The organism is Massilia rubra, from assembly GCF_011682065.1.
In the GTDB taxonomy this organism is placed as follows: Bacteria; Pseudomonadota; Gammaproteobacteria; order Burkholderiales; family Burkholderiaceae_D; genus Telluria_A; species Telluria_A rubra.
In genome coordinates this window covers 32921-58319 of record NZ_VUYU01000039.1, presented here as the reverse complement: position 1 = coordinate 58319, position 25399 = coordinate 32921, and the positions used below count along the sequence as shown (strand labels likewise).

At 61.6% G+C, this 25399-nt stretch carries 22 protein-coding genes; 17 read left to right on the top strand and 5 right to left on the bottom strand.

Annotated elements, in window-relative coordinates; genetic code table 11:
- Positions 1–141: 141 nt before the first annotated feature.
- The 3 genes from F0185_RS31785 to F0185_RS31775 all read right to left on the bottom strand — a co-directional run bounded on the left by F0185_RS31785 (position 142) and on the right by F0185_RS31775 (position 3311).
- Positions 142–732 (bottom strand): DUF8082 domain-containing protein, encoded by a 591-nt coding sequence (locus F0185_RS31785; RefSeq protein WP_166895743.1) that lies wholly within the window; start codon positions 730–732, stop codon positions 142–144.
- Between the two features lie 21 nt (positions 733–753).
- Positions 754–1830: a cache domain-containing protein gene (locus F0185_RS31780; RefSeq protein WP_167232350.1), complete on the bottom strand. Its 1077-nt coding sequence runs from the start codon at positions 1828–1830 to the stop codon at positions 754–756.
- A 404-nt stretch (positions 1831–2234) separates the two neighbouring features.
- Positions 2235–3311 carry a cache domain-containing protein gene (locus F0185_RS31775; protein ID WP_167232347.1) on the bottom strand — a complete coding sequence of 359 codons (1077 nt, stop codon included), beginning with the start codon at positions 3309–3311 and terminating at the stop codon, positions 2235–2237.
- Between the two features lie 668 nt (positions 3312–3979).
- Here F0185_RS31775 and aceA point away from each other — a divergent pair.
- From aceA to F0185_RS31750, 5 genes are all read left to right on the top strand, one after another.
- Positions 3980–5278, top strand: a complete 1299-nt coding sequence (gene aceA, locus F0185_RS31770; protein WP_099877013.1) for an isocitrate lyase — start codon at positions 3980–3982, stop codon at positions 5276–5278.
- Between the two features lie 333 nt (positions 5279–5611).
- Positions 5612–6739, top strand: coding sequence for a 23S rRNA (adenine(2030)-N(6))-methyltransferase RlmJ (locus F0185_RS31765; protein WP_229477291.1), 1128 nt, complete (start codon positions 5612–5614; stop codon positions 6737–6739).
- A 54-nt stretch (positions 6740–6793) separates the two neighbouring features.
- Positions 6794–8053, top strand: a complete 1260-nt coding sequence (locus F0185_RS31760; RefSeq protein WP_167232342.1) for an EAL and HDOD domain-containing protein — start codon at positions 6794–6796, stop codon at positions 8051–8053.
- A 238-nt stretch (positions 8054–8291) separates the two neighbouring features.
- Complete coding sequence (locus F0185_RS31755; protein ID WP_167232341.1) at positions 8292–12536, top strand: RHS repeat-associated core domain-containing protein; 4245 nt, start codon at positions 8292–8294, stop codon at positions 12534–12536.
- Positions 12533–12874: a hypothetical protein gene (locus F0185_RS31750; RefSeq protein ID WP_167232339.1), complete on the top strand. Its 342-nt coding sequence runs from the start codon at positions 12533–12535 to the stop codon at positions 12872–12874. Before F0185_RS31755 ends, F0185_RS31750 begins: the two co-directional genes overlap by 4 nt.
- A gap of 255 nt (positions 12875–13129) precedes the next feature.
- On the opposite strand, the gene F0185_RS31745 is transcribed toward F0185_RS31750, so the two are convergent.
- Together F0185_RS31745 and F0185_RS31740 are read right to left on the bottom strand one after the other, a co-directional pair.
- The gene (locus F0185_RS31745) at positions 13130–13885 is read right to left on the bottom strand and encodes an SAM-dependent methyltransferase (RefSeq protein ID WP_167232337.1); all 756 of its coding nucleotides are present in this window, start codon (positions 13883–13885) and stop codon (positions 13130–13132) included.
- A gap of 5 nt (positions 13886–13890) precedes the next feature.
- Positions 13891–14493, bottom strand: a complete 603-nt coding sequence (locus F0185_RS31740) for a Maf family nucleotide pyrophosphatase (protein ID WP_167232335.1) — start codon at positions 14491–14493, stop codon at positions 13891–13893.
- A 180-nt stretch (positions 14494–14673) separates the two neighbouring features.
- Here F0185_RS31740 and F0185_RS31735 point away from each other — a divergent pair, with 180 nt between their 5' ends.
- The 12 genes from F0185_RS31735 (at position 14674) to F0185_RS31680 (ending at position 25361) form a co-directional block, all read left to right on the top strand.
- On the top strand, positions 14674–15171 hold the full coding sequence (locus F0185_RS31735) for a YceD family protein (RefSeq protein ID WP_187362707.1): 498 nt from the start codon (positions 14674–14676) through the stop codon (positions 15169–15171).
- A 220-nt stretch (positions 15172–15391) separates the two neighbouring features.
- Positions 15392–15574 carry a 50S ribosomal protein L32 gene (gene rpmF / locus F0185_RS31730; protein ID WP_008449924.1) on the top strand — a complete coding sequence of 61 codons (183 nt, stop codon included), beginning with the start codon at positions 15392–15394 and terminating at the stop codon, positions 15572–15574.
- 196 nt (positions 15575–15770) lie between these two features.
- Positions 15771–16832 (top strand): phosphate acyltransferase PlsX, encoded by a 1062-nt coding sequence (plsX, locus tag F0185_RS31725; protein WP_167232333.1) that lies wholly within the window; start codon positions 15771–15773, stop codon positions 16830–16832.
- Positions 16833–16842: 10 nt separating this feature from the next.
- Positions 16843–17829 carry a beta-ketoacyl-ACP synthase III gene (locus F0185_RS31720; RefSeq protein ID WP_308624943.1) on the top strand — a complete coding sequence of 329 codons (987 nt, stop codon included), beginning with the start codon at positions 16843–16845 and terminating at the stop codon, positions 17827–17829.
- Between the two features lie 99 nt (positions 17830–17928).
- Complete coding sequence (gene fabD / locus F0185_RS31715; RefSeq protein ID WP_167232331.1) at positions 17929–18876, top strand: ACP S-malonyltransferase; 948 nt, start codon at positions 17929–17931, stop codon at positions 18874–18876.
- Between the two features lie 45 nt (positions 18877–18921).
- Positions 18922–19659, top strand: coding sequence for a 3-oxoacyl-ACP reductase FabG (gene fabG, locus F0185_RS31710; protein ID WP_167232329.1), 738 nt, complete (start codon positions 18922–18924; stop codon positions 19657–19659).
- Between the two features lie 179 nt (positions 19660–19838).
- On the top strand, positions 19839–20078 hold the full coding sequence (gene acpP, locus F0185_RS31705) for an acyl carrier protein (protein ID WP_018059410.1): 240 nt from the start codon (positions 19839–19841) through the stop codon (positions 20076–20078).
- A gap of 28 nt (positions 20079–20106) precedes the next feature.
- Positions 20107–21354 (top strand): beta-ketoacyl-ACP synthase II, encoded by a 1248-nt coding sequence (gene fabF, locus F0185_RS31700; protein ID WP_166895724.1) that lies wholly within the window; start codon positions 20107–20109, stop codon positions 21352–21354.
- A gap of 188 nt (positions 21355–21542) precedes the next feature.
- Complete coding sequence (locus F0185_RS31695; protein ID WP_308624939.1) at positions 21543–22040, top strand: protein YgfX; 498 nt, start codon at positions 21543–21545, stop codon at positions 22038–22040.
- A gap of 69 nt (positions 22041–22109) precedes the next feature.
- Positions 22110–22712 (top strand): RNA polymerase sigma factor RpoE, encoded by a 603-nt coding sequence (gene rpoE / locus F0185_RS31690; protein WP_166895720.1) that lies wholly within the window; start codon positions 22110–22112, stop codon positions 22710–22712.
- Positions 22713–22774: 62 nt separating this feature from the next.
- A complete protein-coding gene (locus F0185_RS34335) occupies positions 22775–23428 on the top strand; it encodes an RseA family anti-sigma factor (RefSeq protein ID WP_187362706.1) in 654 nt (217 codons plus the stop codon).
- 460 nt (positions 23429–23888) lie between these two features.
- Positions 23889–25361 carry a DegQ family serine endoprotease gene (locus F0185_RS31680; protein WP_167232308.1) on the top strand — a complete coding sequence of 491 codons (1473 nt, stop codon included), beginning with the start codon at positions 23889–23891 and terminating at the stop codon, positions 25359–25361.
- Positions 25362–25399 lie beyond the last annotated feature (38 nt).

Sequence of the window (25399 nt, the reverse complement as noted above, 5' to 3'; positions counted from 1 at the left end):
CGCCCGGGCCCCGCGGCTTGGGGGGGGCCCCCCCCCCGGGGCCGGGCCGGGGAGGCCGGGGCGCGGAACGGCGACCACCCGGGGGCCGGGGGGGCCCCCCCGCGCGCGGGCGGCGCCCGCCGCCGCCGCGCGCAGGTGTTATCAGAACGCTGGCATGTCGAGCGCCTTGGCGACGTCGACCTTGAACTTGGCGGCCTGGTCCTCGTTGGGGATTTCCTTGGACAGCGCCATGACCACGGCGCGCACATCGGTGGCGCCGTCGAAGTGGTCGGCGCAGACGATTTCGGCCATCGGACCGACATACTTGACCAGGCAACGCTGCAAGGTGGCCTTGATGTCTTGTGTCAGGCCCGGCGTGGCGGCCGGGCGGGCGGCCGAGGCTTCCGCGCGTGGCGCAGCCCCGCCCAGCACGCCTGTACCCGGCAAGTCGTCCAGGGTGCCGTCAAGGTAGCCCAGCACGATTTCGGTCGGCCAGTCCAGTCCGTCGGCATTGACGACGCCGGCCTTGTCCAGGGTCAGGCGCGCATTTTTCATGGTGCGCATGATCGCCAGGCCGTCGCGGCCGCGGCGACCGCGGCACAGGATGAAGACGATCTTGCCGCCTTGCAGGTGAACCTGGGCCATGCGGTTGTCGTCGCTGATCAGCAACGCAGTCCCACTGACGCGCTGCGAGCAAAAGCCAGCGATCTGGTCGACCACGTCGATAAATGGCATGAATTCCGGTTGTGACATATCAGTAACCTCTCATCGGTATCAAACCTTCTTACGCAGGCGATCCATTGCCAGCTGGATGCTCACGCCGAGGCGATCAATGGCACGGGCCAGCGAACCGATCTCGTCGCCGCGGGCCGTTTGCGGAATGTTGACTTTCAGTTCGCCGTTGCTGAGCTGAACGGCAATCGCGGTCAGATCGTTGATCGGACGGGTCAGGGCCTTGCCGAAGAAAATGGCGACGCCGATGACCAGGAGGACGGCCGCGGCGATCAGGATGCGCGCGTCGCGTTGCATCTTGTGCATGGTGGCGAAGGCTTCATCGTAGTCCTGTTCAATCAGCAAAGTCCAGCCTTGTGGCAATTTACGCATGAAACCCATGACTTTACGGTCTTCGGCGGTATAAGCGACCGGCGCGTCGACGATGCCGGCCACTTTGAGCGCCGGGTAGGCGCTGAAATCTTGCAGCGCGGTACGCACCTTGGACGAGTCGCCGTGGGCGATGACCTTGTTGTTGCCGTCGAGCAGGATCGCGCGGCCAGTCTCGCCGATGCGGATATCGGTCACGATCTTGGAAATATCGGCCAGGTTCATCGACATGGCCAGCACCCCGACCAGGGCGGCGTTGACGTCGCGGATCGGGGTGGCCACGATCAGCGCCGGCTTGCCGGTGGTTTTGCTGATCGCTACCTGGCGGCCGACCGGCTGGCCCTTCATCACGGCCTGGAAGTACGAACGGTCGCCGTAATTGATCGGGGCGCCGCCGTCATTACGGGCCGTGTTCGAACCATCCGGTGCGATCGTAAACATCAGGAACGACCATTCGTAGGCCTTGCCGGTCGCTTTCAGGATCGGCACCTGGCGCTCGGTCTTCATCGACACCACGTCGGCCAGGCGGCTGGTCTGGCCCATGGCGTGCAGATTGGTCTCGTCCCACGCGTTGATGCCATTGGCAACGGTGTTCATGGTCAGGACCAGGCTTTGCGACACGTTATCGGTCAGTTCGCGCTGCGCCGCCCTTTCGCTGATCAGCCACAGCGTACACAGCGGGATCAATGTGGCTGCGAGCAAGGTAATCAGTACCTTGTGAAAAATATTGAGAGTAAATTTTGAGTTCATACTGCGCCTTCGTAATATAGGTCTGCTTGACGTGGCAGATCGGCCAGCGTATCGGACATCAAGATACCGATTGCTGGGCCGACATTAAAACAAGGTGTCGGACTTTTGTATCTGGCAATCCCGTTCGCTTGGCGCGCAACGGGATCGGACATTCGGGGGGCACTGTTGGAAGGATTGCACTGTCCGTCATGGAGCGCGCCGCCCTTGTTCAGCGACATCGGAGCGCGATCTTCAGCAGTGGATTAGGGTTGCTCGTAAGCACATTATTATACCGGTCTTTACCAAAAGCATGGGTTTTCGGGCAATTCTCGTTGTATTTCGTGAGAATGACATCGTATTGTGTCTTTGGTGCAACAATTTCTTTCGCTGAAGATAGAACAGGCGGCAACATGCCGCCGTCTCGCTCAGCTCTTCTTGCGCAGGCGATCCATGGCCAGCTGAATACTGACGCCGAGGCGTTCGATGGCGCGCGCCAGGGCGCCGATTTCGTCGCCGCGTTCGGTCTGCTCGATGGTGACCTGCAATTCACCATTGCTGAGCTGACGGGCGATCGTGGTCAGTTCGTTGATCGGACGGGTCAGGGCCTTGCCGAGGAAAATCGCGACGGCGATCACCAGCACGATGCTGATCGCGATCAGGATGCGCGCCTCTTTTTCCATGCGCTTCATGGTAGCGAACGCTTCGTCGTAGTCTTGTTCAACCAGCAAGGTCCAGCCTTGCGGCAATTTGCGCATGAAACCGATCACCTGGCGGTCTTCCGAGGAATAGACGACAGGGGCGTCGGCCAGGCCGGCCACCTTGAGTGCCGGATAGGCGCTGAAATCCTGCAGCGCGGTACGTACCTTGGAGGAGTCGCCGTGGGCGATGACTTTGTTGCTGGCGTCGAGCAGGATGGCGCGGCCGGTTTCGCCGATGCGGATATCGGTCACGATCTTGGAAATATCGGTCAGGTACATCGACATGGCCAGCACGCCGACCAGGTTGGCGTTGGGGTCCTTGATCGGGGTGGCCAGGATCAGCGCCGGCTTGCCGCTGGTCTTGCCCATGACCACCTGGCGGCCGACCGGCGCGCCCTTGATGACTTGCTGGAAGTAGGAGCGGTCGCCGTACGGGGTCAGGGCGCCGCCATCGTTACGGCCGACGTTGGAGCCGTCCGGCGCGATCGTAAACATCAGGTACGACCATTCGTAGGCGGTGCCGGTGACCGACAGGATCGGGTTCTGCAACTCGGCCTTCATGGAAATCATGTCGTCCAGGCTGCTGGCCTGGGTCATGGCGCGCACGTTGGTGCTGTCCCAGGCTTCGATGCCGTCGGCCACGGTATCCATGGTCAGGACCAGGGATTGCGAGACATTCTTCGTCAACTGGCTCTGCGCTGCCTTATTGCTGACCAGCCACAGGGTAATCAGGGGTATCAAGGTCACCGCCAGCAGGGTGATGAGTACTTTGTGGAAGATGTTAAGAGTAAATTTTGAGTTCATGAGGTGCATTCGTAATGTAGGTCTGCTTGACGTGGCAGATCGGCCAGCGTATCGGACATCAAGATACCGGTTGCTGGGCCGACACTAAACAGCGTGCCGGGCTTTTATCTGGCAATCATCCCGCTCCTCGACGCAAGGGGCTAGGGATGAGGAAATGTTGGCAGGAGTTGCACTGTGCGCCATGGAGTGCGTCGCAATCTGCCTGGAGACATCATGTGCGTCGGGTGGCAGTGACTAAGGATTGCCTGAGAGCACATTATCCTACGGGGCACCAAGGGAAGCATGGGTTTTCGCGTGATTCCTGTTGTTTTCCGTGAGTATTATACCCTCGTGTGTCTTCTGTGCAACACCAGATGCCCTATTTTGGTGCGCCTTCGGTCGTGCCCTGCCGCCGATCGGCATCCCCGCCGCAAAAAGGCTGCCGGATTTCATCAGGCGCGGAGGGTATTTCATAATGCGAAATGACGTGGTGCGTTTGCACCATCGCGCTCTTCCATTTAGAGAAATTCCATCCCGTATCATGAAAAACAAATTTCAAGTAATTGATTTTTAAGGAATTAAATTTAGTTATATGTCTTATATAAGAGTGTTGTTGCAGCGCGCAAAACGGTCTATCATTTGTTCAAGGCATTTCATTTCTTAACTCGGCTTTCAATTAGGAGAACACCATGGCAACTCGTGAACAGCAAGTAGCAGAACTGCAAAAAGATTGGGACACCAACCCGCGCTGGAAAGGTGTTGTACGTAACTACACCGCCGCGGACGTGGTGCGCCTGCGCGGCTCGCTGAAGATCGAGCACACGCTGGCCAAGCGCGGCGCGGAAAAACTGTGGGACCTGGTGAACAACGAGCCCTTCGTCAACGCCCTCGGCGCCATGACCGGCAACCAGGCCATGCAGCAGGTCAAGGCCGGCTTGAAAGCCATCTACCTGTCCGGCTGGCAAGTTGCCGGCGACGCCAACGTGGCCGGTGAAATGTATCCCGACCAATCGCTGTACCCAGCCAACTCGGTGCCGCTGGTTGTGCGCCGCATCAACAACACCTTCCAGCGCGCCGACCAGATTCAATGGTCCGAAGGCAAGGATGACATCGATTACTTCGCACCGATCATCGCCGATGCCGAAGCCGGTTTCGGCGGCGTGCTCAACGCCTACGAACTGATGAAGTCGATGATCGACGCGGGCGCCGCCGGCGTTCACTTCGAAGATCAGCTGGCATCGGTCAAGAAATGCGGCCACATGGGCGGCAAAGTGCTGGTGCCAACCCGCGAAGCCGTTGAAAAGCTGACCGCCGCGCGCCTGGCGGCCGACGTGATGGGCACCTCGACCCTGGTGATCGCCCGTACCGACGCCGAAGCGGCCGACCTGTTGACATCCGACGTGGACGACAACGACCGTGAATTCTGCACCGGCGAGCGCACCGTGGAAGGCTTCTATAAAGTCCGTCCGGGCATCGAGCAAGCCATTTCGCGCGCCATTGCCTACGCTCCGTTCGCCGACCTGGTCTGGTGCGAAACCGGCAAGCCGGACCTGGCTTTCGCCAAGCAGTTCGCCGACGCCGTGCACGCCAAGTTCCCTGGCAAGATGCTGGCCTACAACTGCTCGCCATCGTTCAACTGGAAAAAGAACCTGGACGACGCCACCATTGCCAAGTTCCAGAAAGAACTGGGCGCCATGGGTTACAAGTTCCAGTTCATCACCCTGGCCGGCTTCCACGCCCTGAACTACGGCATGTTCAACCTGGCGCACGGCTATGCGCGCCGCCAGATGTCGGCCTTCGTCGAGCTGCAGGAAGCCGAATTCGCCGCCGCCGACAAGGGCTTTACGGCCGTCAAGCACCAGCGCGAAGTCGGTACCGGCTATTTCGACGCCGTCACCCAGACCATCCAGCAAAACCAGAGCTCGACCACCGCGCTGCATGGTTCGACCGAAGATGAACAATTCTTCGACGAAAAGAAAGTAGCCTAAAAGCTATTGATCCGCAGCGCTTCCAAAAGGAGCGCCGCCAGCGCGACGGCCGGCACAGTTACCCGGACAAGGGCCGTCGCGCGCCCCCGCGGGTGCAAACGCACAGCGCCTTCCCCCTTGTTCGCGGCATGCTCACGGCGCGCGGACAAGGGGGAGGGCGTTGTGCATTTACGCGCTTTTTGCGTCGAATCCCTCTTTATAGGAGATAATGGCGTCCCAGATCCCCCTTTTTTATGGAATTCCCACGTTATGTTGAGCTACCGCCACGCCTTTCACGCGGGTAATCACGCCGACGTCCTGAAGCATTTCGTGCAGATTCAGCTGCATGAATATATGAATCAGAAAGACACGGCCTACACCTATATCGACACCCACTCCGGTGCCGGCGTGTATGCGCTCGATGGCGGTTACGCGTCCAAGAACGCCGAATACGAAACCGGTATCGGCCCGCTCTGGGAGCGTAACGACCTGCCCAAGCCGCTGGCCGAGTATGTCAAGCTGATCAAGGAACTCAATCCGAGCGGCAAGATGCGCTACTACCCGGGTTCGCCGTACTGCGCCGACAAGGTCATGCGCGAGCACGACCGCCTGCGCCTGTTCGAGCTGCATCCGGCCGACAGCAAGATCCTGGCCGACAATTTCCGCAAGGTGGCGGAGCATGCCGCCGCCCAGGGCGAGCGCCCGAGCGCGCGCGGCCGGCGCGTGCTGATCGAGCGCGGCGACGGCTTCCACGCCCTCAAGACCTTGTTGCCGCCGCCCTCGCGCCGCGCGCTGGTGCTGATCGACCCGCCCTACGAAGACAAGCAGGATTACCGCAAGGTGCGCGATGCGCTCGACGATGCGCTGGTGCGTTTCCCGTCGGGCATCTATGCAGTCTGGTATCCGGTGCTGCAGCGCATGGAATCGCGCCAGTTCGCCGACAAGCTCAAGCGCCTGGCGGCCAAGGACTGGCTCAATGTCACCCTGACCATCACCACCCCGGGCCCCGATGGTTTCGGCCTGCACAGCAGCGGCATGTTCATTCTCAATCCGCCGTACACGCTCGAGCCGACCCTGCGCCAGGTGATGCCTTACCTGGTGCAAGTGCTGGGCAAGAATGCCGACGCCACCTACGTGATCGAAAAAGGCACGCAAGTGACCGGCACGGCTGCCGCCCGTACCGGCGCCAATGGCGCTGCGCGCATGCCGGTCGGTAACGCCCGCAAGGCCAGCCCGACCGCCGGCACCGGCAGCCTGCGCCTGCCCGGCCAAGCTCCCGCCGGCACCCCCGGCGCGGCTGGCGGCGCACCACGCGCGCCAGCGGTCAAGCGCTCCAGCATTGCCGCCGCCGCGGCCGGCAAGAGCGCCCGTCCCACCGAAGCCGGGGTCACGCGCAAGAGTGCGCGCCCTGCCGACGCTGGCACGGCGGGCAAGAGCGCCCGTCCGACCGGTCCACGCAACAGCGGTCCACGCCGTCCTTAGTAGTATAGTCATCGCAGGGCGCCGTTGTTGGCGCGCCTGTTTTCCGGATTTCCCATGCCTATTGATACCGTGGCCGAGCTGGCGCTGCCGTCCGACGATTTTTTTCTCGCGCGCCAACCGATTCTCGGACGTAACCAGCGACTGGTTGCCTTTGAACTTTTATTTCGCAGCGCCAATGGCGGCGACGCGAATGTGACCGATCACGCCGCCGCCACGGCGGCCGTGATTTCGCACGCGTCCCAGCTGGGCATGGCCAAGGTGGTCGGCGAGCGCCTGGCGTTCGTGAATGTCGACGATATCGTCTTGATGAGCGACTTCGTGCGCTTCCTGCCGCACGACAAGGTCATCCTCGAAATTCTCGAAACCGTCCAGGCCACCCCGGCATTGGTCGCCCGCGTGGCCGAGCTCAAGGGCTTTGGCTTCACCTTTGCGCTCGACGATGTGGTGGAAGAGTCCGACGACCTGCGCAAGCTGGTCGACCTGGTCGATATCATCAAGGTCGACGTGCAGGCGGTGGCGGCGGCCGACCTGCCCAAGCTGGTGGCGGCCCTGAACGGGCGTCATAAAAAGCTGCTGGCCGAAAAGGTCGAGACGGTCGAAGAGTTCGAGATGTGCATGGCGCTCGGCTTCGAATATTTCCAGGGTTATTATTTTGCGCGCCCGGCCATCCTCAGCGGCAAGAAGATAGCGCCGTCGGAACTGGTCATCCTGCGCTTGCTCGACCTGATCAATTCCGATGCCGACAATGCCGAGATCGAACGCGCGGTCAAGCGCGATGCCCTGATCAGCCTGAACCTGCTGCGCCTGGTCAACACCCCGGCGGCGGGCGCGCGCGGGCGTATCGATTCGCTGAGCGAAGCGCTGTATGTGCTGGGGCGCCAGCAATTGCAGCGCTGGTTGCAGATTTTGCTGTACGCCAAGCCGGGTGCGGCGGTCGAACTCAGTTCGCCGCTGTTGCAGATGGCCACCACGCGCGGCAAGCTGATGGAACTGATGACGCAGAAAGTGCCGCCCGAGCGCCGCGTCAGCGCCGAGGCCGGCTTCACGGTAGGGATCATGTCGCTGATGGATGCGCTGTTTTCGATGTCGATGCAGGATATTCTTAACACCGTGGTGGTGGCCGACGAAGTGCGCGCCGCCTTGCTCGAGCGCGAGGGCGTGCTGGGCGAGATGCTCAAGGTGGTCGAGCTGGTCGACAACCCCAAGCGCGGGACGGAACTGGCCAGGGCGCTCAAGACGCTTGGCTTGAGCGCCAAGACCATGCGCGAGATCGAGATGGAAGCGTTTGGCTGGGTGAACGAACTGGTCACCTGAGACCTGCGCCATCCGGAAAAGGCTGGCAGCGTAGCATCGTGCTCGCGCTGACAATCGGTAAGGCGCAGTTCACCTTGCAAGCAACAGAATAAGCTCGGCCCGCGGGAGCAAATGCCGAGTTTCTGATTAACCGCAAGCAAACGTGCATCAGCGCTTGTTGGTCATCCGTGTGTTTCATACAGTCGAATGTCCGAGCCGTGCTCGGGCGGGTATTTTTGCAATTTACCTACGGCTGACCATGAAACCGAAAAAACTCAGTTTCGTCCTACCGCTCCTGCTTTTTTCTTGGACCGCTAGCGCAACCAATACCGAGGGCGTCGTGCCCCGCGCCTCGGATTCGGGCGGCGGGGGCATGCAGCAAGTTTTCATCAACGAAAAGCGGCTTATAGGGGAAGAGCCACGTTTCGGCAGGCTGGAATACTTTCCCAGGTTCGCATATTCCAGGCCATCGCGATCCGGCGGGGCGCCAGTCAAGGCGGCGCCACCGTCGAAAGACAATTCCAACAAAGAGTCCGAAGAAAGTTGCAAGTCAACCGACAATCCCGTCGTGATCGCCACTGGCGAAAAACACAAGGATGAGTCTGATTTTGAATCACAGGGATTGTACGGCCTGTCGCTTACCCGCACTTACCGCAGCCGGCATGCCGAGGGCAGGTTGTTCGGGAAGCACTGGCTATCGAGCCTGGACCCGCCGAAGCTGGTGCGCGCCACGTGTTTCATTCCGAGTCCGGGTTGGCAGTGCGTGCCGCAGTCGATCACCCATGTCGATGAAAACGGATCGTCCTATGTGTATACCTATGCCGGTAACGGACCGCTCGAGCGTCCGAACGATGCCACCACACCGCCGGGTGGTCAAACGAACCCTGGCGCAAATCCCCCTCCGGGCTCGCCACCACCGGCCAGGCCCAACGAATTCTACTATCGGACCGGCGAGAACTCCCCGAAGTTAACGTGGAAAGCAGGAACCCAGCTCATCCTCAACAGAAACAAATTCATTTATCGTTTTGATGCGCAAGGCCGCGTGCTGAGTATCGCTACCCTGTCCGGGGCGCTCCTGCGCGGCTACGACTATACGCCCTGGGATGCGCCGGGGGGATCGCGGCTGAGCGCCATCCGCAATGCACCCGGTCAGAGCGTCAAACTGAGCTGGGGCGCCAACGGGCTGGTGTCCAAAGTCCAGGATACGAACGACGCCATCTGGGACTATCAATATAACGCGCAGGGCATGCTGACCAGGGTGACATCTCCCGGTGCAGGTCCCGACCTGCGCGAGTATCACTACGAAGCGCCCGATCCGACCTTGCTGACCGGGATATCGATCGGCGGCATACGCTACAGCACCTACAGCTACCACGCCGACCGTCGAATCCATATCAGCGCACTCGCCGGCAATGAAGAAAGGGACGTCTTCAATTACGGCGACAAGCTGACGGTTGTCAGCGATGCGCGGGGACAGGAAACACACTACCGTTTCACCCAGATCCAGGGAGAACTCAAGATCAGCAGGATCGACCGGCGCCCTACAGCGACCTGCTCGGGCGCAAGCGCATCGACGCAATACGACGCGCGAGGCTACCTGACGGAGACGCGCGACTGGAAGAACATCCCGACTCGCTATGCGTATGACGGCAATGGTCACCTGCTGCGCAAGGACACCGCGGCCGGCACGCCCGACGAGCTACGCCTGGAACATCGCTGGCAGAACGACGACCTCGTCGAGACGGTGTATAAAAGCGCAAGTGGCGATCCCCAGGCGAGCATCCGCTATGCCTATCACGCGGCCGGCCACGCCACCGGGAGGATTGCGGAAACCAGGATCAGCGACCTGAATACAGGCCGCCAGCGCATCACCAGATATGCCTACGGATTTTATCCGAACGGTACGTTGGCGCAGATCGTGACGATTCTGGAATCGAGTACCGGAGAGATCAAGACGTCTGAAAATTACGATGCGTATGGCCGCGTGATTTCAGTTGTCAATGCGCTTGGGCAAAGCGCGACGATGGGCGGCTATACGGGCCTCGGCATGCCGGGAACGAGCACGGATGTGAATGGCGCCACTACCAGCTACACCTACAACCCGAACGGCACGGTGGCGACGATGACCGAACCGGGCAATCGCGTTACCCGGATTACCTACAACGGTGCGCGCCAGCCGATTGTCATCAGCCAGCCCGATGGCAGCGTGCAGCGCTTCGTTTATACCGCGTCCGGGCGTCTTGAATCGGTTGGCAATGCGCAGCATCAGTACGCCACGATCAGGTACGATGTCGGCGCCAATTCGCTGCGCAGCACGTCGGCGCGCAGCGTGCCATCGGCAGGTGTGGGTGGCCCGACCGGCACGCCAGGCGGCGAGTTCAGTAGCGTGACGCTTCTCGATTCCCTGGGACGGCCGTATCAAAAGATAAACAGCAAGGGAGAGCGCGAAGACACCCGTTACGATCCGAACGGGAACGTCGAAGCGGAATACGGCGGCGACGGGCGCGGCACGTTCTACGAGTACGATGCCCAGAACCGGCTGGTGAAGCAGACCGCGCCCGATGGCGGCATCACCTTGTTCGATTATGACGCGGCCGGACGGCTGGAGGTCGTCGTCGACCCGCGCAACGTCAGGACCAGCTACGCCTACAACGGTTTCGGCGACATCACGGGCATATACAGCCCGGATACCGGGGCGAGCACGTTCGAGTACGACGACCTTGGCCGGCGCATCAGCGAAACGCGCGCGGACCAGAAGGTGATCCTTTATGGATGGGATGCTCTGGGACGCATGCGCTGGCGCCACAGCGGCGGCACCACCGAATCGTTCAACTACGACGAAGGCAATTTCGGCAAGGGAAAGCTGACGAGCATTGCCGATGTCACCGGCCGCACCGATTACGCCTACGACGTGGCCGGCCGGATCGTCAGTCAGAGAAACGATATCTACGGCGTCAAGTTCGCAATCTACTGGGGATACGACGCCGCCGGCCGCAAAAGCGCCATGAGCAATTCGAGCGGCTTTGGCGTCGGGTACGACTATGACGCGTACGGGCGCCTGTGGCGGATGCGCAGCACCCTGGGCGGCAAGTGGGCGACCCTGACGAACGGATTCATCTACCAGCCGGCGACCGACCGCCTTTACGGCTGGCGTTTCGGCAACGGCTTGCCGCGCATGCTGACGTTCGACCAGGACGGGCGCCTGGACCAGCTCGCCACGCCGGGCGTGCATAGTCTGGGATTCGATTACCACCCGAAAGGGACCATATCCAAAGTCGTCGATGCGGTGTTTCCGGAACTGACGACGGATTACGGCTACGACGAGGCCAGCCGGCTCTCCACTGCGACGCGCAGCGGGGACAACCAGTATTTTGCGTGGGATGACGCGGGCAACCGGCTCAAGCACAGCCGGCAAAGCCAGGGCGATTACACCTATGTGCTGTATGCAAACACCAATCGCCTGCATGGCTGGGCCGGTGGGGGACAATCGCGCCGGTTCGAATACGACGCGGTCGGTAACGTGAGTACCGAGTACCGCCACGATGGCCAGCGCAAGTATCTGTACGACGCCTTCAACCGGATGAGCGGCGCGATCATCAATGGTGTTCAGGTGGGCGACTATCGCATCAACGCATTGAACCAACGCGCCCTGAAGATATCAAAGGGAGTGGGTACGAGAGCAATCTACGGTCCGGATGGCGAGTTGCTGGCGGAAATCGGCGGCACGACGACGAACTATGTATGGCTGGAAGGCCAGTTGCTGGGAATCGGGCGAAACGGCACGTTCTATGCGAGCCATAACGACCAGGTAGGGCGACCGGAAGTGCTCACCAATGCCGAAGGGGTCAAGGTTTGGCGTGCCGCCAACGCTGCTTTTGACCGGCGCGTCGTCACCGATACTATCGGCGGCTTAAATGTGGGATTTCCAGGACAATACTATGATGGGGAGACAGGACTTTGGTACAACTGGCATCGCTACTACGATTCCATTCTCGGCAGATATTTGCAGAGTGATCCGAGTGGGCTCGACGGCGGCATGAACACCTACGGGTACGTGAACGGAAATCCGATTAGTTACATCGATCCGCTGGGGTTGGAAACATGCTTGCTTACGACAGTTGGCCCTGGCGGTATCCGAGATCATGCTGCCGTGTTCACCTCGCGCGGGGATGGCAGTGGTGGGCCGGCGATCTACGACCCCGCCGGGGCTTATGGCCCCGCGAATCAAGCCGGTAGTGGTGACCTGATCACCGGAAGTGCTGCCAGCATCCAGAAATACAGGGACTTCCACAAGGGGCAGGAGGTCGAGTCAACCTGTAAGAATACTTCTCGCGCTGAAGAGCAGAGCATTATCGATACAGCGGCGAACCTTCCTACAGCCAGCCCGTTCAGTTGCGCCAATCGCAGTTCCATGGCCTTAAGCGGACATAAATCCTTTCCGTATGTTGAGGCAGGAACCTTTTGGCCGGGCAACTTGTTGCGCCAAGTCAGGAGAGTTAAATGAGCATAGCCTTTGAGAGCGCTGCGGTCTATTTGCTCGGTTTTGTTGGGCTAGCTGCGGCGGGTCTCCTGCCGTATCGATCCTGGTTGCTGATGATCGACGTGTTCAAAACCGAAGTGCCGCTAGCTCGGAAGCGCTCGGTGCTCGTCGTCGCGGCACTGACCTCCGCCATTGCGCTATGGAGCGACATCCAGGTCGTCGGTCGAGTCTTTGCATGCCTCACTGAAGCCTACTGTGGACCGGGTGTCGCAAGCGGTTGGGGATATCTCGCAATGCTTGGTGCTGTTTACTTTGCCTTCGAGGCAGTGAGCTACCTGCTGTGCAAGGCGAATGGGAAGTAAGTTGCCATATTGTGAGTCATCCATCCTGATGAAGAGCGGGTAACAACACCACGTCTTAGGGCGAGTGCTGCTGGTGCAGAAACACCCGCGCGGGGGGGGGGCGGTACGGCAATTGACTCTGCACCAGCTCAGCTACGCATCGCGTGCATTGCGTAGCGTCCCTCGAGCCCATTCAGGCTGCCCAGCCCATTGTCGACAAAATGCCTGTAGGCCGCCGGGAAATAGCGGGATGTCGTCGTCACGGCGGGCCTCCTTTTATGCCAGCAGCAAAAACACGGTCGGCTTCTTGTGGAAATCCGGCGCCTTGCCGGCCGCCAGCAGCGCCTTCCATTTGCCGCCATTCAAGGTGCGGATCGATTCCGTCGGCAGGCTCAAGTCGGTCGCGACGCAGATCAAGGTGCCCGGCTGGCAGGCGCCGACCAGCGCTTCGAGCATGGCGCCGTTGCGGTAGGGCGTTTCGATCAGCAGCTGGGTCTGCTTTTCCGCGCGCGAACGTGCTTCCAGTTCCTTGATGCGCTTGGTGCGCAGGGCGGCGTCGGTGGGCAGGTAGCCGTTAAAAGCAAAACTCTGCCCGTTCAAGCCGCTCGCCATCACAGCCAGCAGCAGCGAGGACGGTCCGACCAGCGGACGCACCTGGATGCCGCGTTCGTGCGCCAGGCGCACGAGGTCGGCGCCGGGATCGGCCACCGCCGGCACGCCCGCTTCAGAGATCAGTCCGGCATCGCGCCCGGCCAACAGGGGCTCCAGCAAGCCGGCCAGCGCTTGCGCCGGGGTATTCACGTTCAGTTCGGCAATCTCGATTTCCTGCAAGGTCTTGGCCAGGGGATGGCGCAGCGCAATCAGTTTCAGGAAGCCGCGTGCGGTCTTGGCGTTTTCGGCGACAAAGTAATCAAGACGCGCGGTCAGGGCCTGGACTTGCTCGGGGATGATGTGGGCGAGCGCATGGTCGGCCGGGTCGGCCGGGTCGGCCGCGCCGAGGGTGTTGGGGATCAGATATAAAGTGCCGGACATAATGCTCACGATTGAAAAAAGGTAAAACCGGCGCGCCGCAGCATGCCGGTCAGGGCGATCAGGGGCAGGCCGGTGAGGGCGGTCGGGTCGGTGCTGTCGATGCGCTCCAGAATGGCGATGCCGAGCGCTTCGTTCTTGGCGCTGCCGGCGCAATCGTAGGGTTGTTCGATGCGCAGGTAGGCGTCCAGCTCGGCGTCCGGCAGGTCGCGCACGGTGACAAACGTTTGCACGTTCTCCACCTGCGCCGTGCCGGTGCGCCCGTCCCACAGGCACAGGGCCGTGTGGAACACCACGCGCCGCCCGCGCATGGTTTGCAGTTGCAGCAGGGCGTTGGCGTGGTTGCCGGGCTTGCCGATCTGGGCGCCGTCGAGCGTGGCGACCTGGTCGGAACCGATGACCACGCTGCCGGGCGCGCGCGCGGCCACCGCTTCGGCCTTGGCGCGCGCCAGGCGCAGGGCGGTCGCTTCGGGCAGTTCGCCGCCCAGCTGCGTTTCGTCGATATCGGGCGCCAGCACGTCGAACGGCAGGCGCAGGCGCTCAAGTAATTCGCGCCGATAAGCGGAACCCGATGCAAGAATTAGCCGCGGCGCGGTGGAAGTTGGTATCATGTCGTACTTAAGTCCTGTTGGCTGGTCCGGTTAGCGGGCGCAGCGGGATTCATCCGGCGGGCGCGGCGTGCACGCGCCAGCAACAGCGCGCGGGTCCTTGCCCAAATAATCGCGCTAAGTCTTTGACTCCACAACGAGAAGCCTGTTATTATCGCAGGTTTTCCGGGGAAAATTTCTGCAATGAGTGCTTTTGTCATCGACGCTTTTGAGTTTTGTCGAAGCAACGGCCATCGCGAAGGCGTCACGCCTGTCGCTGAAATGAGCCGGTTGAACAAGGATTGTGCCGACCAGTCGGGCCAGATCGCCTGGACCATCGATGGGTCGACCAGCAAGTTGGGTTATCCGCAGTTGAGCTTGTCGGTTTCCGGCACGGTCCAGCTGGTATGCCAGCGTTGCCTGGCCCCGTTCGCTTACGAGATGGATTCGTCCACCGTGCTGATGCTCGGCAAGGATGACGAGCATGCGGACGAGATCGAAGAGATCCTGGACGACGAGAGCATCGACGTCATCGTCGGCAGCCGCGAATGCGATGTGCGCGACCTGTTCGAGGACGAGGCCTTGCTGGCCCTGCCGCAAGTGCCCAAGCACGACGTGTGCCCGGACAACAAGCTGCTCGATGCGGTCAAGTCCGACAAGCCATCGCCGTTTGCGGGGCTGAAGAACCTCAAGCCGGAATAGTCGGAAGCCGCGACCGGCGAGCCGCGAGCGGCTGGAATACAGAACAAGCAGTAGTGAAGAACGTGTCAAACGCGTGTTGTAGTCGAGTATGGCATTGGTAGTAAAAGGTAGGTCGGCGTTAAACATGTCGGTAAGAAATTTTGCCGCTGGGATACTCGATTCGCATGTATTTGCTGATCGATTGTGTTAGAATTTTAGAACTTATGTATTAGGAGTCATCATGGCTGTTCAGCAAAATAAGAAATCCCCTTCGAAGCGCGGTATGCACCGTTCGCACGACTTCCTGGTCGCGCCACAACTGGGCATCGAGCCAACCACCGGTGAAACGCACCTGCGTCACCACATCAGCCCTAACGGCTTTTACCGTGGTCGCAAAGTTCTCAAAACCAAAAACGACGAGTAATCGACGTTTTAGTTTGAGTAAGATAAAAGCGGTGCAACGACTATTTTGTGCGTCGCACCGCTTTTTCTTTGTCCCCGGCTGCAAACCAGCTTTGCACACCGTCATTTCGAATTACGCAGACTCTGCTTGGCGTTCGTCCACATACAGATCGCATCCTGCCGCCACACGCTGTTGAGTCGCGGTACGAATCCACAAAATGACAATTAAAATTTCCATTGACTGCATGGGCGGCGATCATGGCCCCTCAGTTACTATCCCCGCAGCACTTTCTTTCCTTTCCAGCGAACCTGAAGCAGAACTGATTCTGGTCGGCCTGCAGGACGAGTTGCGCGCAGAACTTAAAAAACACAAAGCCGACAGCCATCCGCGCCTGTCCATCCTGCATGCCTCGGAAGTGGTGACGATGGATGATCCCATCGAAATCGCGCTGCGCCGCAAGAAGGATTCGTCGATGCGCGTGGCGATCGAGCTGGTCAAGGACGGCAAGGCCCAGGCCTGCGTGTCCGCCGGCAATACCGGCGCCCTGATGGCGGTCTCGCGCTATGTGCTCAAGACCATGGCCGGGGTCGACCGTCCCGCCATTTGCTCGATCCTTCCCAACCAGAAAAACGGCCCGACCTATATGCTGGACCTGGGCGCGAACGTCGACTGCGAGCCGCATCACTTGCACCAGTTCGCCATCATGGGCTCGGTGCTGGTCTCGGCCATGGAAGGCATCAAGCGTCCCACCATTGGCTTGCTCAATGTGGGCACCGAAGAAATCAAGGGCAATGAAGTGGTCAAGGCCACCGCCAAGCTGCTGCGCGAAGACCATGAGCGCGGGGCCCTGAATTTCTTCGGCAATGTCGAGGGCAACGATATTTTCAAGGGCACCACCGACATCGTGGTGTGCGACGGTTTCGTCGGCAACGTCACGCTCAAGGCGGCCGAGGGCCTGGGCCGCTTCGTCAAGGATGCGCTCACCACCGAGTTCAAGCGCAATCCGCTGACCATGCTGGCCGCCTTGATCGGGCGCGGTGCTTTGAAGAAATTTTCCAACACGTTCAATCCTTCGCGCTACAACGGCGCCAGCCTGCTCGGTTTGCGCGGCCTGGTGTTCAAGAGCCATGGCGGCGCCGATGCGTACTCTTATGAGTGGGCGATCAAAAGGGCGTTTGACGCGGCAAAATACAATGTGCAGGAGCAGCTCTCGGCCATGATCGCCGAGTTGATGCCCCGCACGCCTGACCCGGAAGTGCCAGGGATAACCCACTCGTAGGACGGCCAGCATGACCTTGTACAGCAAAATTATCGGCACCGGCAGCTATCTGCCGGCCAAGCGCGTCTCCAACGGCGACCTGACCGAGCAACTGGCGGCCAAGGGCATCGAAACCTCGGACGAGTGGATCGTCTCGCGCAGCGGCATTTCGAACCGGCATTACGCAGCGCCCGACGAATTGTCTTCCGACCTGGCCGTCGCGGCCGCCAGGCAGGCGCTCGAGATGGCCGGCAAGCATGCCGAGGAAATCGACCTCGTCATCGTGGCCAGTTCGACCCCGGACTTTCACGGCAGCTTTCCCAGCACCGCCTGCATCGTCCAGCGCAAGCTCGGCATGCATAACAATAGCGCCGCCTTCGACGTGCAGGCCGTCTGCAGCGGCTTCGTGTATGCGGTCTCGGTGGCGGACGCCTTCATCAAGTCGGGCGCGCACAAGAACGTGCTGGTGATCGGCGCCGAAGTGTTTTCGCGGATTCTCGATTTTAACGACCGCACCACCTGCGTGCTGTTCGGCGACGGCGCCGGCGCCATCGTCCTCTCCGCCTCGGAAGAGCCGGGCATCCTCTCGACCAAATTGCATGCCGACGGCCGGTATTCCGACATCCTGAGCGTGCCCGGCACCCTGGCCGGCGGCGTGATCGCCGGCAGCGGCTTCTTGTACATGGATGGCCCGGCCGTCTTCAAGCTGGCCGTGACGGTGCTCGAACAGGTGGCCAAGGAAGTGCTCGAGCACGCCGGCATGACGGCCGACCAGGTCGACTGGCTGGTACCGCACCAGGCGAATATCCGCATCATGAAAAGCACGGCCAAAAAGCTCGGCTTGCCGTTAGACAAAATGGTGGTCACGGTCGACCAGCATGGCAATACCTCGGCCGCGTCGATTCCGCTGGCGCTCGACATCGCCGTGCGCGACGGCCGCATCAAGGCTGGCGAGACCGTCATGATGGAAGGCGTCGGCGGCGGCTTTACCTGGGGCGCCGTGCTGGTGCGCATGTAAGGCCCGGGCGGCGCCCGCGCCGCTCCGCCATAATTTCTTGCCCGCACCAGTCCTTGGTGCGGATGCCGCCATAAAAACAAAACAGGAGGACATCATTCCATGAATAAATTCGCGTTCGTATTTCCCGGCCAGGGTTCGCAAGCCATCGGCATGTTGAATGGCTTCGCCGGCAACCCGGCGGTCGAACACACCATCGCCGAAGCCAGCGAAGCGCTCGGCTTCGACCTCGGCAAGCTGATCGCCGACGGTCCCAAGGAAGAGCTGGACCTGACCACCAACACCCAGCCGATCATGCTGACCGCCTCGGTGGCCGTGTACCGCGCCTGGATCGCGGCCGGCGGCGCCGTGCCGTCGGTGGTGGCCGGGCACAGCGTGGGCGAGTATTCGGCCCTGGTGGCGGCCGGCGTGATCGCCTTCAAGGATGCGGTGCCGCTGGTGCGCTTTCGCGCCCAAGCCATGCAGGAAGCGGTGCCGGTCGGGCAGGGCGGCATGGCCGTCATTCTCGGCCTGCCCGCCGACGAGGTGCGCGCGGTCTGTGCCGAAGCGGCGGCGGCGAACCCGGCCGAAGTGGTCGAGGCCGTCAATTTCAACGAACCGACCCAGATCGTGATCGCGGGGCACAATGGCGCCGTCGAGCGCGCCTGCGAACTGGCCAAGGCCAAGGGCGCCAAGCGCGCCATGAAGCTGGCGGTGTCGGCGCCGTTCCATTCGTCCTTGCTGAAACCCGCTTCGGACCGCCTGCGCACGTACCTGAAAGACGTGCCGTTCGCGGCGCCGCGGATCGACTTGATCAACAACGTCGACGTGGCTATCCTGAACGATCCCGACGCGATCAAGGATGCGCTGGTGCGCCAGGCGGCCGGCGCGGTGCGCTGGGTCGAAACCATGCAGAAAATGGCGGCCGACGGCGTCACCCAGGTGATCGAATCGGCGCCGAGCAAGGTGCTGATCGGCATGGCCAAGCGCATCGATGCGCAATTGGTGGGCGAGGCGCTGGTCGACCAGGCTTCGCTCGAGCGCGTATTGAGCAGTCTCAATCAGGCGTAAGCTGTTAAGCGCAGTATCGCAGAACGTCAGCATAAAAGGATCTCAATGAATCTGGAAAATCAAGTCGCCCTGGTCACGGGCGCGTCGCGAGGCATCGGCAAGGCCATCGCACTCGAACTGGCCCGCCAGGGCGCCAAGGTGGTCGGCACCGCCACCACCGAAAGCGGCGCGCAGGCGATTACCGCCTATCTGGCCGAGTTCGGCGGCAAGGGCGCCGTGCTCAATGTGACCGACGCGGCGGCCTGCGCCGCCATCATCGACGATGTGCAAAAGGGCTGCGGCAGCCTGTCGATCCTGGTCAACAATGCCGGCATTACCCAAGATCAATTGGCTATGCGCATGAAAGACGAGGAATGGGACAGCGTCATCGCCACCAACCTGTCGGCCGTGGGGCGCCTGTCGCGCGCGGTCCTGCGCGGCATGATGAAAGCGAAACATGGGCGTATCATTAATATCACCTCGGTGGTCGGCTCGGCCGGCAATGCGGGCCAGATGAATTACGCGGCGGCCAAGGCCGGCGTGGCCGGCATGAGCCGGGCGCTGGCGCGTGAAATCGGCAGCCGCAATATCACGGTGAACTGCATCGCGCCTGGCTTTATCGATACCGATATGACCCGCGCGCTGAGCGCCGAGCAGCATACCGGCTTGCTGACGCAGATTCCGCTGGGACGCTTGGGCGCGCCGGAAGATATCGCGCACGCGGTGGCCTTCCTGGCGGGGCCGCAGGCGGCATATATCACGGGCACGACCTTGCACGTGAATGGCGGCATGTATATGAATTGATGTTGACATCCCTTTGTCCGCTCCCATTTGTGGGTGTGCGCACGGAGAGAATAAAGGGAATTCTCGTCATTTAGCAGTACGTTCGGTGGAATTTGCGGCAGACACCGAAATTAGTTTTTCGCCGCGCAAACCTGATAAAATGCGCGCACTTTCCGTAACACACACAATGGAGCCATAACATGTCGGATATCGAACAACGCGTTAAAAAAATCGTCGCTGAGCAACTGGGCGTTGCAGAAGTAGACATCAAAATCGAATCCTCGTTCGTTGACGATCTCGGCGCTGATTCCCTCGACACGGTCGAACTGGTGATGGCGCTGGAAGACGAATTCGAAATGGAAATCCCTGACGAACAAGCTGAAAAAATCACCACCGTGAAACAGGCGATCGACTACGCTACGGCGCACGTCAAGGCCTAAGTTTTACAATTTTTCTCGGGAGAATCGCTTGAGCCGTTCACGAAATCGTCGTGTCGTCATCACCGGGCTGGGCGCCGTTTCACCTATCGGCAACACGGTTGCCGACACGTGGAACGCCGCACTGGCCGGCAAGTCGGGCATTGCCAACATCACCAGGTTTGATGCGCAGCCTTTTTCGACCCACTTCGCGGGCGAAGTCAAGGGTTTCAATATCGAGGATTACATCTCGGCCAAGGATGCCCGCCACATGGATACGTTTATCCATTACGGCATGGCGGCGGGCATGCAAGCCATGCGCGACAGCGGACTGGTGGTCACCGAAGAAAATGCCGACCGTATCGGCGTGATCGTCGGGTCCGGCATCGGCGGCTTGCCGCTGATCGAAGACACCAAGGAAGACTACAGCAAGCGCGGCCCGCGCCGCATTTCGCCATTCTTCGTCCCGGCCTCGATCATTAACATGATTTCGGGCAACCTGTCGATCGAGTACGGCTTGCGCGGTCCGAACCTGGCCATCGTCACGGCCTGCACCACCGGCCTGCACAGCATCGGCGCGGCTGGCCGCCTGATCGAGTACGGCGACGCCGACGTGATGATCGCCGGCGGCGCCGAAGCGACCATCTCGCCGCTGGGCCTGGGCGGTTTCGCCTCGGCACGCGCGCTGTCGTCGCGCAACGACGATCCGGCTACCGCCTCGCGGCCGTGGGACCGCGACCGCGACGGCTTCGTGCTGGGCGAAGGCGCCGGCGTGATGGTGCTCGAAGAGTACGAGCACGCCAAGGCGCGCGGCGCCAAGATCTACGCCGAACTGCTCGGCTTTGGCATGAGCGCCGACGCCTATCACATGACCGCCCCGGTCGAAGACGGCAGTGGCGCGAGCCGCTGCATGCAATCGGCCCTGGCCAACGCCGGCATCAACGCCGACCAGGTCAATTATGTGAATGCGCACGGTACCTCGACGCCGCAGGGCGACGTGGCCGAAGTGCAGGGCTTGAAGAAGACCTTCGGCGCGCATGCCGGCAAGCTGGTGGTCAATTCGACCAAGTCGATGACCGGCCACCTGCTGGGCGGCGCCGGCGGCCTGGAAGCGGTGTTTACCGTGCTGGCGATGCATCACCAGATCTCGCCGCCGACGATCAACATCTTCAACCAGGACCCCGCTTGCGACCTGGACTTCTGCGCCAACACGGCGCGCGAGATGAAGATCGACATCGCGGTGAAGAACTCGTTCGGCTTCGGTGGCACCAACGGCACTCTGGTATTCGGCAAGGCGTAAGCTACGTCGTTCGCTTTATCCATGGTGCAATGACGCGCAGGAAAATATTCGCGTCATAGCATGAACTTTCGGCGCCCGCACTTGTCTCAAGTGTGGGCGTCGATGAAACGCCGGCGGCACTCGCCGGGGTCCGATTTGCCCAGTGCATCCTTACGCGCTGGCGCCCCGCAGCACCTTTCCTACTGATTATGTCGATTGCGGTTTCCGCCTGCATCAGGCCGTCGCGCTTGTTGCGCCTGGTCCTGCTTGGCTACGCCGCGCTCAATCTGGCTGTGGCTCTTGCGCTCGTCTGGCGCTGGGCCGCGGGCATGGGCGCGGCCGGCGTTTGGACGGCAGTGTCCGCCGGGGCTTGCGCCTTGGCAGCATTGCTTGCATGGAGTGCATCGAAGCAGGGGGAAAAGCGGCGCAGGATTGATATTTCTGGACTCGGCGAGATTCGCCTGACGGTACAACAGAGCTTGAGCGCAGTACCGGCGCAAGCGGATGTGCTGCAATTGCTTCCCGGATCGACTATTTGGCCGTACAGCCTGCTCCTGCTGCTGGGTTCACCCACCGGCGAGCGCATCACTGTGCAGCTCATCTGGCCGGACAGCGTGCCCCGCGAGCAGTTTCGGGCTTTATCGGTCGCTGTACGGGCCATTGCCGGGCGGGACAAACAATTTGTCGGAAATAACAAAATACTTTGAACTTATTGCAAGCGGCCAACTCTATAGACATAGGGACGGTTCGCTGCCGCAGCCAAGAGGGCAGGGTCAGTGACGACAGAACGCGAGTGTGATCAACTGCTGGTTGAGCGCGTCCAGGCTGGCGAGAGGCAGGCGTTCGACCTGCTTGTCAGCAAATATCAGCGCAGGCTGATGCGGCTGGTGTCGCGCCTGGTGCATGATCCGGCCGAGGCCGAGGACGTTGTGCAGGAAACATTTATCAAGGCGTATCGTGCCTTGCGGCACTTCAGGGGGGATTCCGCGTTTTATACCTGGTTGTACCGGATCGGAATCAATACGGCGAAGAATTTTCTCGTCACACAGGGCAGGCGTGCGCCGACCTCGACCGAAGCCGATGCCGAGCGCGCCGAAGCGTTTGACGATGCGGAAAGTTTGCGAGACATCAACACGCCGGAATCGGTGTTGGCAAGCAAGCAGATCGCGTACACGGTCAATGCCGCGATGGAAGCATTGCCGCTGGAATTGCGGACCGCGATTGTCCTGCGCGAAATTGAAGGCTTGAGTTACGAGGAAATATCCGAAGTCATGTCCTGTCCTATCGGAACGGTGCGCAGCCGGATCTTCCGGGCGCGCGAGGTCATCGCCGACAAGTTGAGGCCCTTGCTCGACTATCCGGTTGACAAACGACGTTAGGTGTAGCAATGATCGCTCTAATCGGTTAACTTTTGGTCACACTTACAGTGATGGAAATATCGATGGACACCCCGAAAACCATCCGGGAGCAGATCTCGGCCTTCAGCGACCACGAACTGGCGCCTTCCACGCTTCCCGACGACGCGCTGCGCTCGGCCGAGGGCGAACATGCGTGGCATGCCTACCACCGCATCCGCGACGTCATCCGCGAGCAGGGCGCGCCACACCTGTCGGCCGGTTTTGCCGACAAACTGGCCGCGCGCCTGGCCGCCGAGCCGACGCCGGCCAAGCGCCTGCTGCGCGCCGCGCCCGAGGCGCTCGCGCGGCGCGCCCCGGCGGTCACGCCGCTGGCGGTTGCCGCCGGCGCGGCCGGGCCGGTAACCGGGATCGGCGCGGCGCCGGGCGAGTCCGCCGGCGCCAGTGCCGGCGCGATCAGCGAATCGCCGCTCGACCTTGACGGCCAGGCGCTCGCCGCGGCGCCGCACGCGCCACTCGACGCGCTCGACATCAGCGGCGCCGCCGCCGAGGCCAGCATCGCGCCGGGGGCCGCGGCGGTCACCATCGCCGTGGTCAAGGCGGCGGCCAACGGCGCCGCCGACGTCGAGCTCAACGCCGGCGGCGCAGACGTGGAGGCCGGCGCGGCCGACGGGGTTGAGGGTGGCGCCGACCCCAAGGCGGACGTCACGATCAAGCCGCCCATCACCTCGGTATCCTGAGAGGTTGAGAGTCTTTCGATCATGCCCGCTCATCACGCCAGAAAGCGCCCGCTCGTCGTTGCAAATGCTCGCCATAGCCCGAGCTATGGCTGTGCTTTGCGCCTAGCAGCCTGTCGGACTTGGGATCGTCGGCTGCAAAAATACCTGGGACGGCCCATATTTCGCCGCTTTCTCGGCCAATAGCTCGCTATTGGCACTGCGAAATCGTCAAAATCTGGCCTCGCCCAGCTATTTTTTCGCTTCGACTCCCCAAGTCCGACAGGCTGCTAGCTCGGCCACTCTCTGGCGCGCTGCTCGGGCACGCTCGAAAAACTCTCAACCTCTGAGCTGCAGCGCTGGCCAGCGGCGTTTTCCGGCAAAAAACCCGCTTGCCAGCCGCCCGCGCGGCACGCCGCGACAAGGATGGCGTTTTGGCTTACCATAACGTCAATCTTTGTTCCGATTCCCCACTCCGATGACCATGACACTTTCCGCTGGCAACAAGCTGCTCTCTTCCCTGTTTATCGCCACCTCGGCCCTGGCCTTCGTCCCCACTGCGGGCGCGGCCGCCGTTGCCGCCGCCGCCGCCGGGGCGCCGCTGGTCAAGGGCTTGCCCGATTTTACCGACCTGATCGACAAGGTCGGGCCGGCGGTGGTCAACATCCGCACCACCGAAAAACTCAAGCAGGGGCAGGGCAGTCCCAATGAAGAGGAAATGCAGGAATTCCTGCGGCGCTTCTTCGGCGGCGCCGCGCCGCGCGGCCAGGACCCGCGCGGACGGCGCTCGCCCCAGCAGCCGCAAGAGGAAGAAGTCCAGCGCGGGGTCGGCTCGGGCTTTATCGTCTCGCCCGACGGTTTCGTGCTGACCAACGCGCACGTCGTCGATGGCGCCGACGAAGTGCTGGTCACCCTGACCGACCGCCGCGAATTCAAGGCCAAGGTGCTCGGCTCGGACAAGCGCTCCGACGTGGCCGTGCTCAAGCTCGAAGCGCAGCAGTTGCCCAGCCTGACCATCGGCGACTCCAACAAGATCCGGGTCGGCGAATGGGTGATCGCCATCGGTTCGCCATTTAATCTGGACAACACCGTCACGGCCGGCATCATTTCGGCCAAGTCGCGCGACACCGGCGAATACCTGCCGCTGATCCAGAGCGATGTGGCGGTCAATCCCGGCAACTCGGGCGGCCCGCTGATCAATATGCGCGGCGAAGTGATCGGCATCAATTCGCAGATCGCGACCTTGTCCGGCGGCTACAACGGCATTTCCTTCGCCGTGCCGATCGATGAAGCGATGCGCGTGGCCGACCAGCTCAAGAAGACCGGGCGGGTCACGCGCGGTCGCCTGGGCGTCGAAATCGGCGAAGTGAGCAAGGAAGTGGCCGAGTCGCTCGGACTGGGCAAGGCGCGCGGCGTCGAAGTGGCGCGCGTGGAAGCGGGTGGGCCGGCCGACAAGGGCGGTATCAAGGTCGGCGACATCATCCTCAAATTCAATGGCCAGGATATCGAGCGCAGCGCCGACTTGCCGCGCCTGGTCGGCTCGACCGCCGTCGGCAGCAAGGCGGTCGTGACGGTCTGGCGCCAGGGCCAGCAAAAAGAGATCCCGGTCAATATCGTCGCCCTCGACGACGACAAGTCGGCGCGCAAGCCGGCCGTCAAGAAGCCGGCCCCCGAGCAAGCCGCGAACGCGGTGGGCCTGCACGTGTCCGACCTGAGCGAGGCGCAGCGCAAGGAGCTCGAGATCGCTTCCGGCGTGCTGGTCGACGCCAGCGAGGGGGCGGCGGCGCGCGCCGGCCTGCGCCCGGGCGACCTGATCCTGCAACTGAACAATGTCGAAGTCAAGGATGCGAAGCAATTTAACGCCATGGTCGCCAAGCTCGATCCCAAGAAAAGCGCCGCCGTGCTGGTGCGCCGCGACGAGAGCACGCAATACGTGGTGATCCGCCCGCGTCAATAAGGGCACAGGCAAGCCTCCCCGGCGGGCCGCGCGCCCGC

What these genes read in the sequence shown, in the direction of transcription:
- F0185_RS31785 (WP_166895743.1), bottom strand. Translation starts at nt 732, where the DNA reads ATGTCACAACCGGAATTCATGCCATTTATCGACGTGGTCGACCAGATC.
- F0185_RS31780 (WP_167232350.1), bottom strand. Translation starts at nt 1,830, where the DNA reads ATGAACTCAAAATTTACTCTCAATATTTTTCACAAGGTACTGATTACC.
- F0185_RS31775 (WP_167232347.1), bottom strand. Translation starts at nt 3,311, where the DNA reads ATGAACTCAAAATTTACTCTTAACATCTTCCACAAAGTACTCATCACC.
- aceA (WP_099877013.1), top strand. Translation starts at nt 3,980, where the DNA reads ATGGCAACTCGTGAACAGCAAGTAGCAGAACTGCAAAAAGATTGGGAC.
- F0185_RS31765 (WP_229477291.1), top strand. Translation starts at nt 5,612, where the DNA reads ATGAATCAGAAAGACACGGCCTACACCTATATCGACACCCACTCCGGT.
- F0185_RS31760 (WP_167232342.1), top strand. Translation starts at nt 6,794, where the DNA reads ATGCCTATTGATACCGTGGCCGAGCTGGCGCTGCCGTCCGACGATTTT.
- F0185_RS31755 (WP_167232341.1), top strand. Translation starts at nt 8,292, where the DNA reads ATGAAACCGAAAAAACTCAGTTTCGTCCTACCGCTCCTGCTTTTTTCT.
- F0185_RS31750 (WP_167232339.1), top strand. Translation starts at nt 12,533, where the DNA reads ATGAGCATAGCCTTTGAGAGCGCTGCGGTCTATTTGCTCGGTTTTGTT.
- F0185_RS31745 (WP_167232337.1), bottom strand. Translation starts at nt 13,885, where the DNA reads ATGTCCGGCACTTTATATCTGATCCCCAACACCCTCGGCGCGGCCGAC.
- F0185_RS31740 (WP_167232335.1), bottom strand. Translation starts at nt 14,493, where the DNA reads ATGATACCAACTTCCACCGCGCCGCGGCTAATTCTTGCATCGGGTTCC.
- F0185_RS31735 (WP_187362707.1), top strand. Translation starts at nt 14,674, where the DNA reads ATGAGTGCTTTTGTCATCGACGCTTTTGAGTTTTGTCGAAGCAACGGC.
- rpmF (WP_008449924.1), top strand. Translation starts at nt 15,392, where the DNA reads ATGGCTGTTCAGCAAAATAAGAAATCCCCTTCGAAGCGCGGTATGCAC.
- plsX (WP_167232333.1), top strand. Translation starts at nt 15,771, where the DNA reads ATGACAATTAAAATTTCCATTGACTGCATGGGCGGCGATCATGGCCCC.
- F0185_RS31720 (WP_308624943.1), top strand. Translation starts at nt 16,843, where the DNA reads ATGACCTTGTACAGCAAAATTATCGGCACCGGCAGCTATCTGCCGGCC.
- fabD (WP_167232331.1), top strand. Translation starts at nt 17,929, where the DNA reads ATGAATAAATTCGCGTTCGTATTTCCCGGCCAGGGTTCGCAAGCCATC.
- fabG (WP_167232329.1), top strand. Translation starts at nt 18,922, where the DNA reads ATGAATCTGGAAAATCAAGTCGCCCTGGTCACGGGCGCGTCGCGAGGC.
- acpP (WP_018059410.1), top strand. Translation starts at nt 19,839, where the DNA reads ATGTCGGATATCGAACAACGCGTTAAAAAAATCGTCGCTGAGCAACTG.
- F0185_RS31695 (WP_308624939.1), top strand. Translation starts at nt 21,543, where the DNA reads ATGTCGATTGCGGTTTCCGCCTGCATCAGGCCGTCGCGCTTGTTGCGC.
- F0185_RS34335 (WP_187362706.1), top strand. Translation starts at nt 22,775, where the DNA reads ATGGACACCCCGAAAACCATCCGGGAGCAGATCTCGGCCTTCAGCGAC.
- F0185_RS31680 (WP_167232308.1), top strand. Translation starts at nt 23,889, where the DNA reads ATGACACTTTCCGCTGGCAACAAGCTGCTCTCTTCCCTGTTTATCGCC.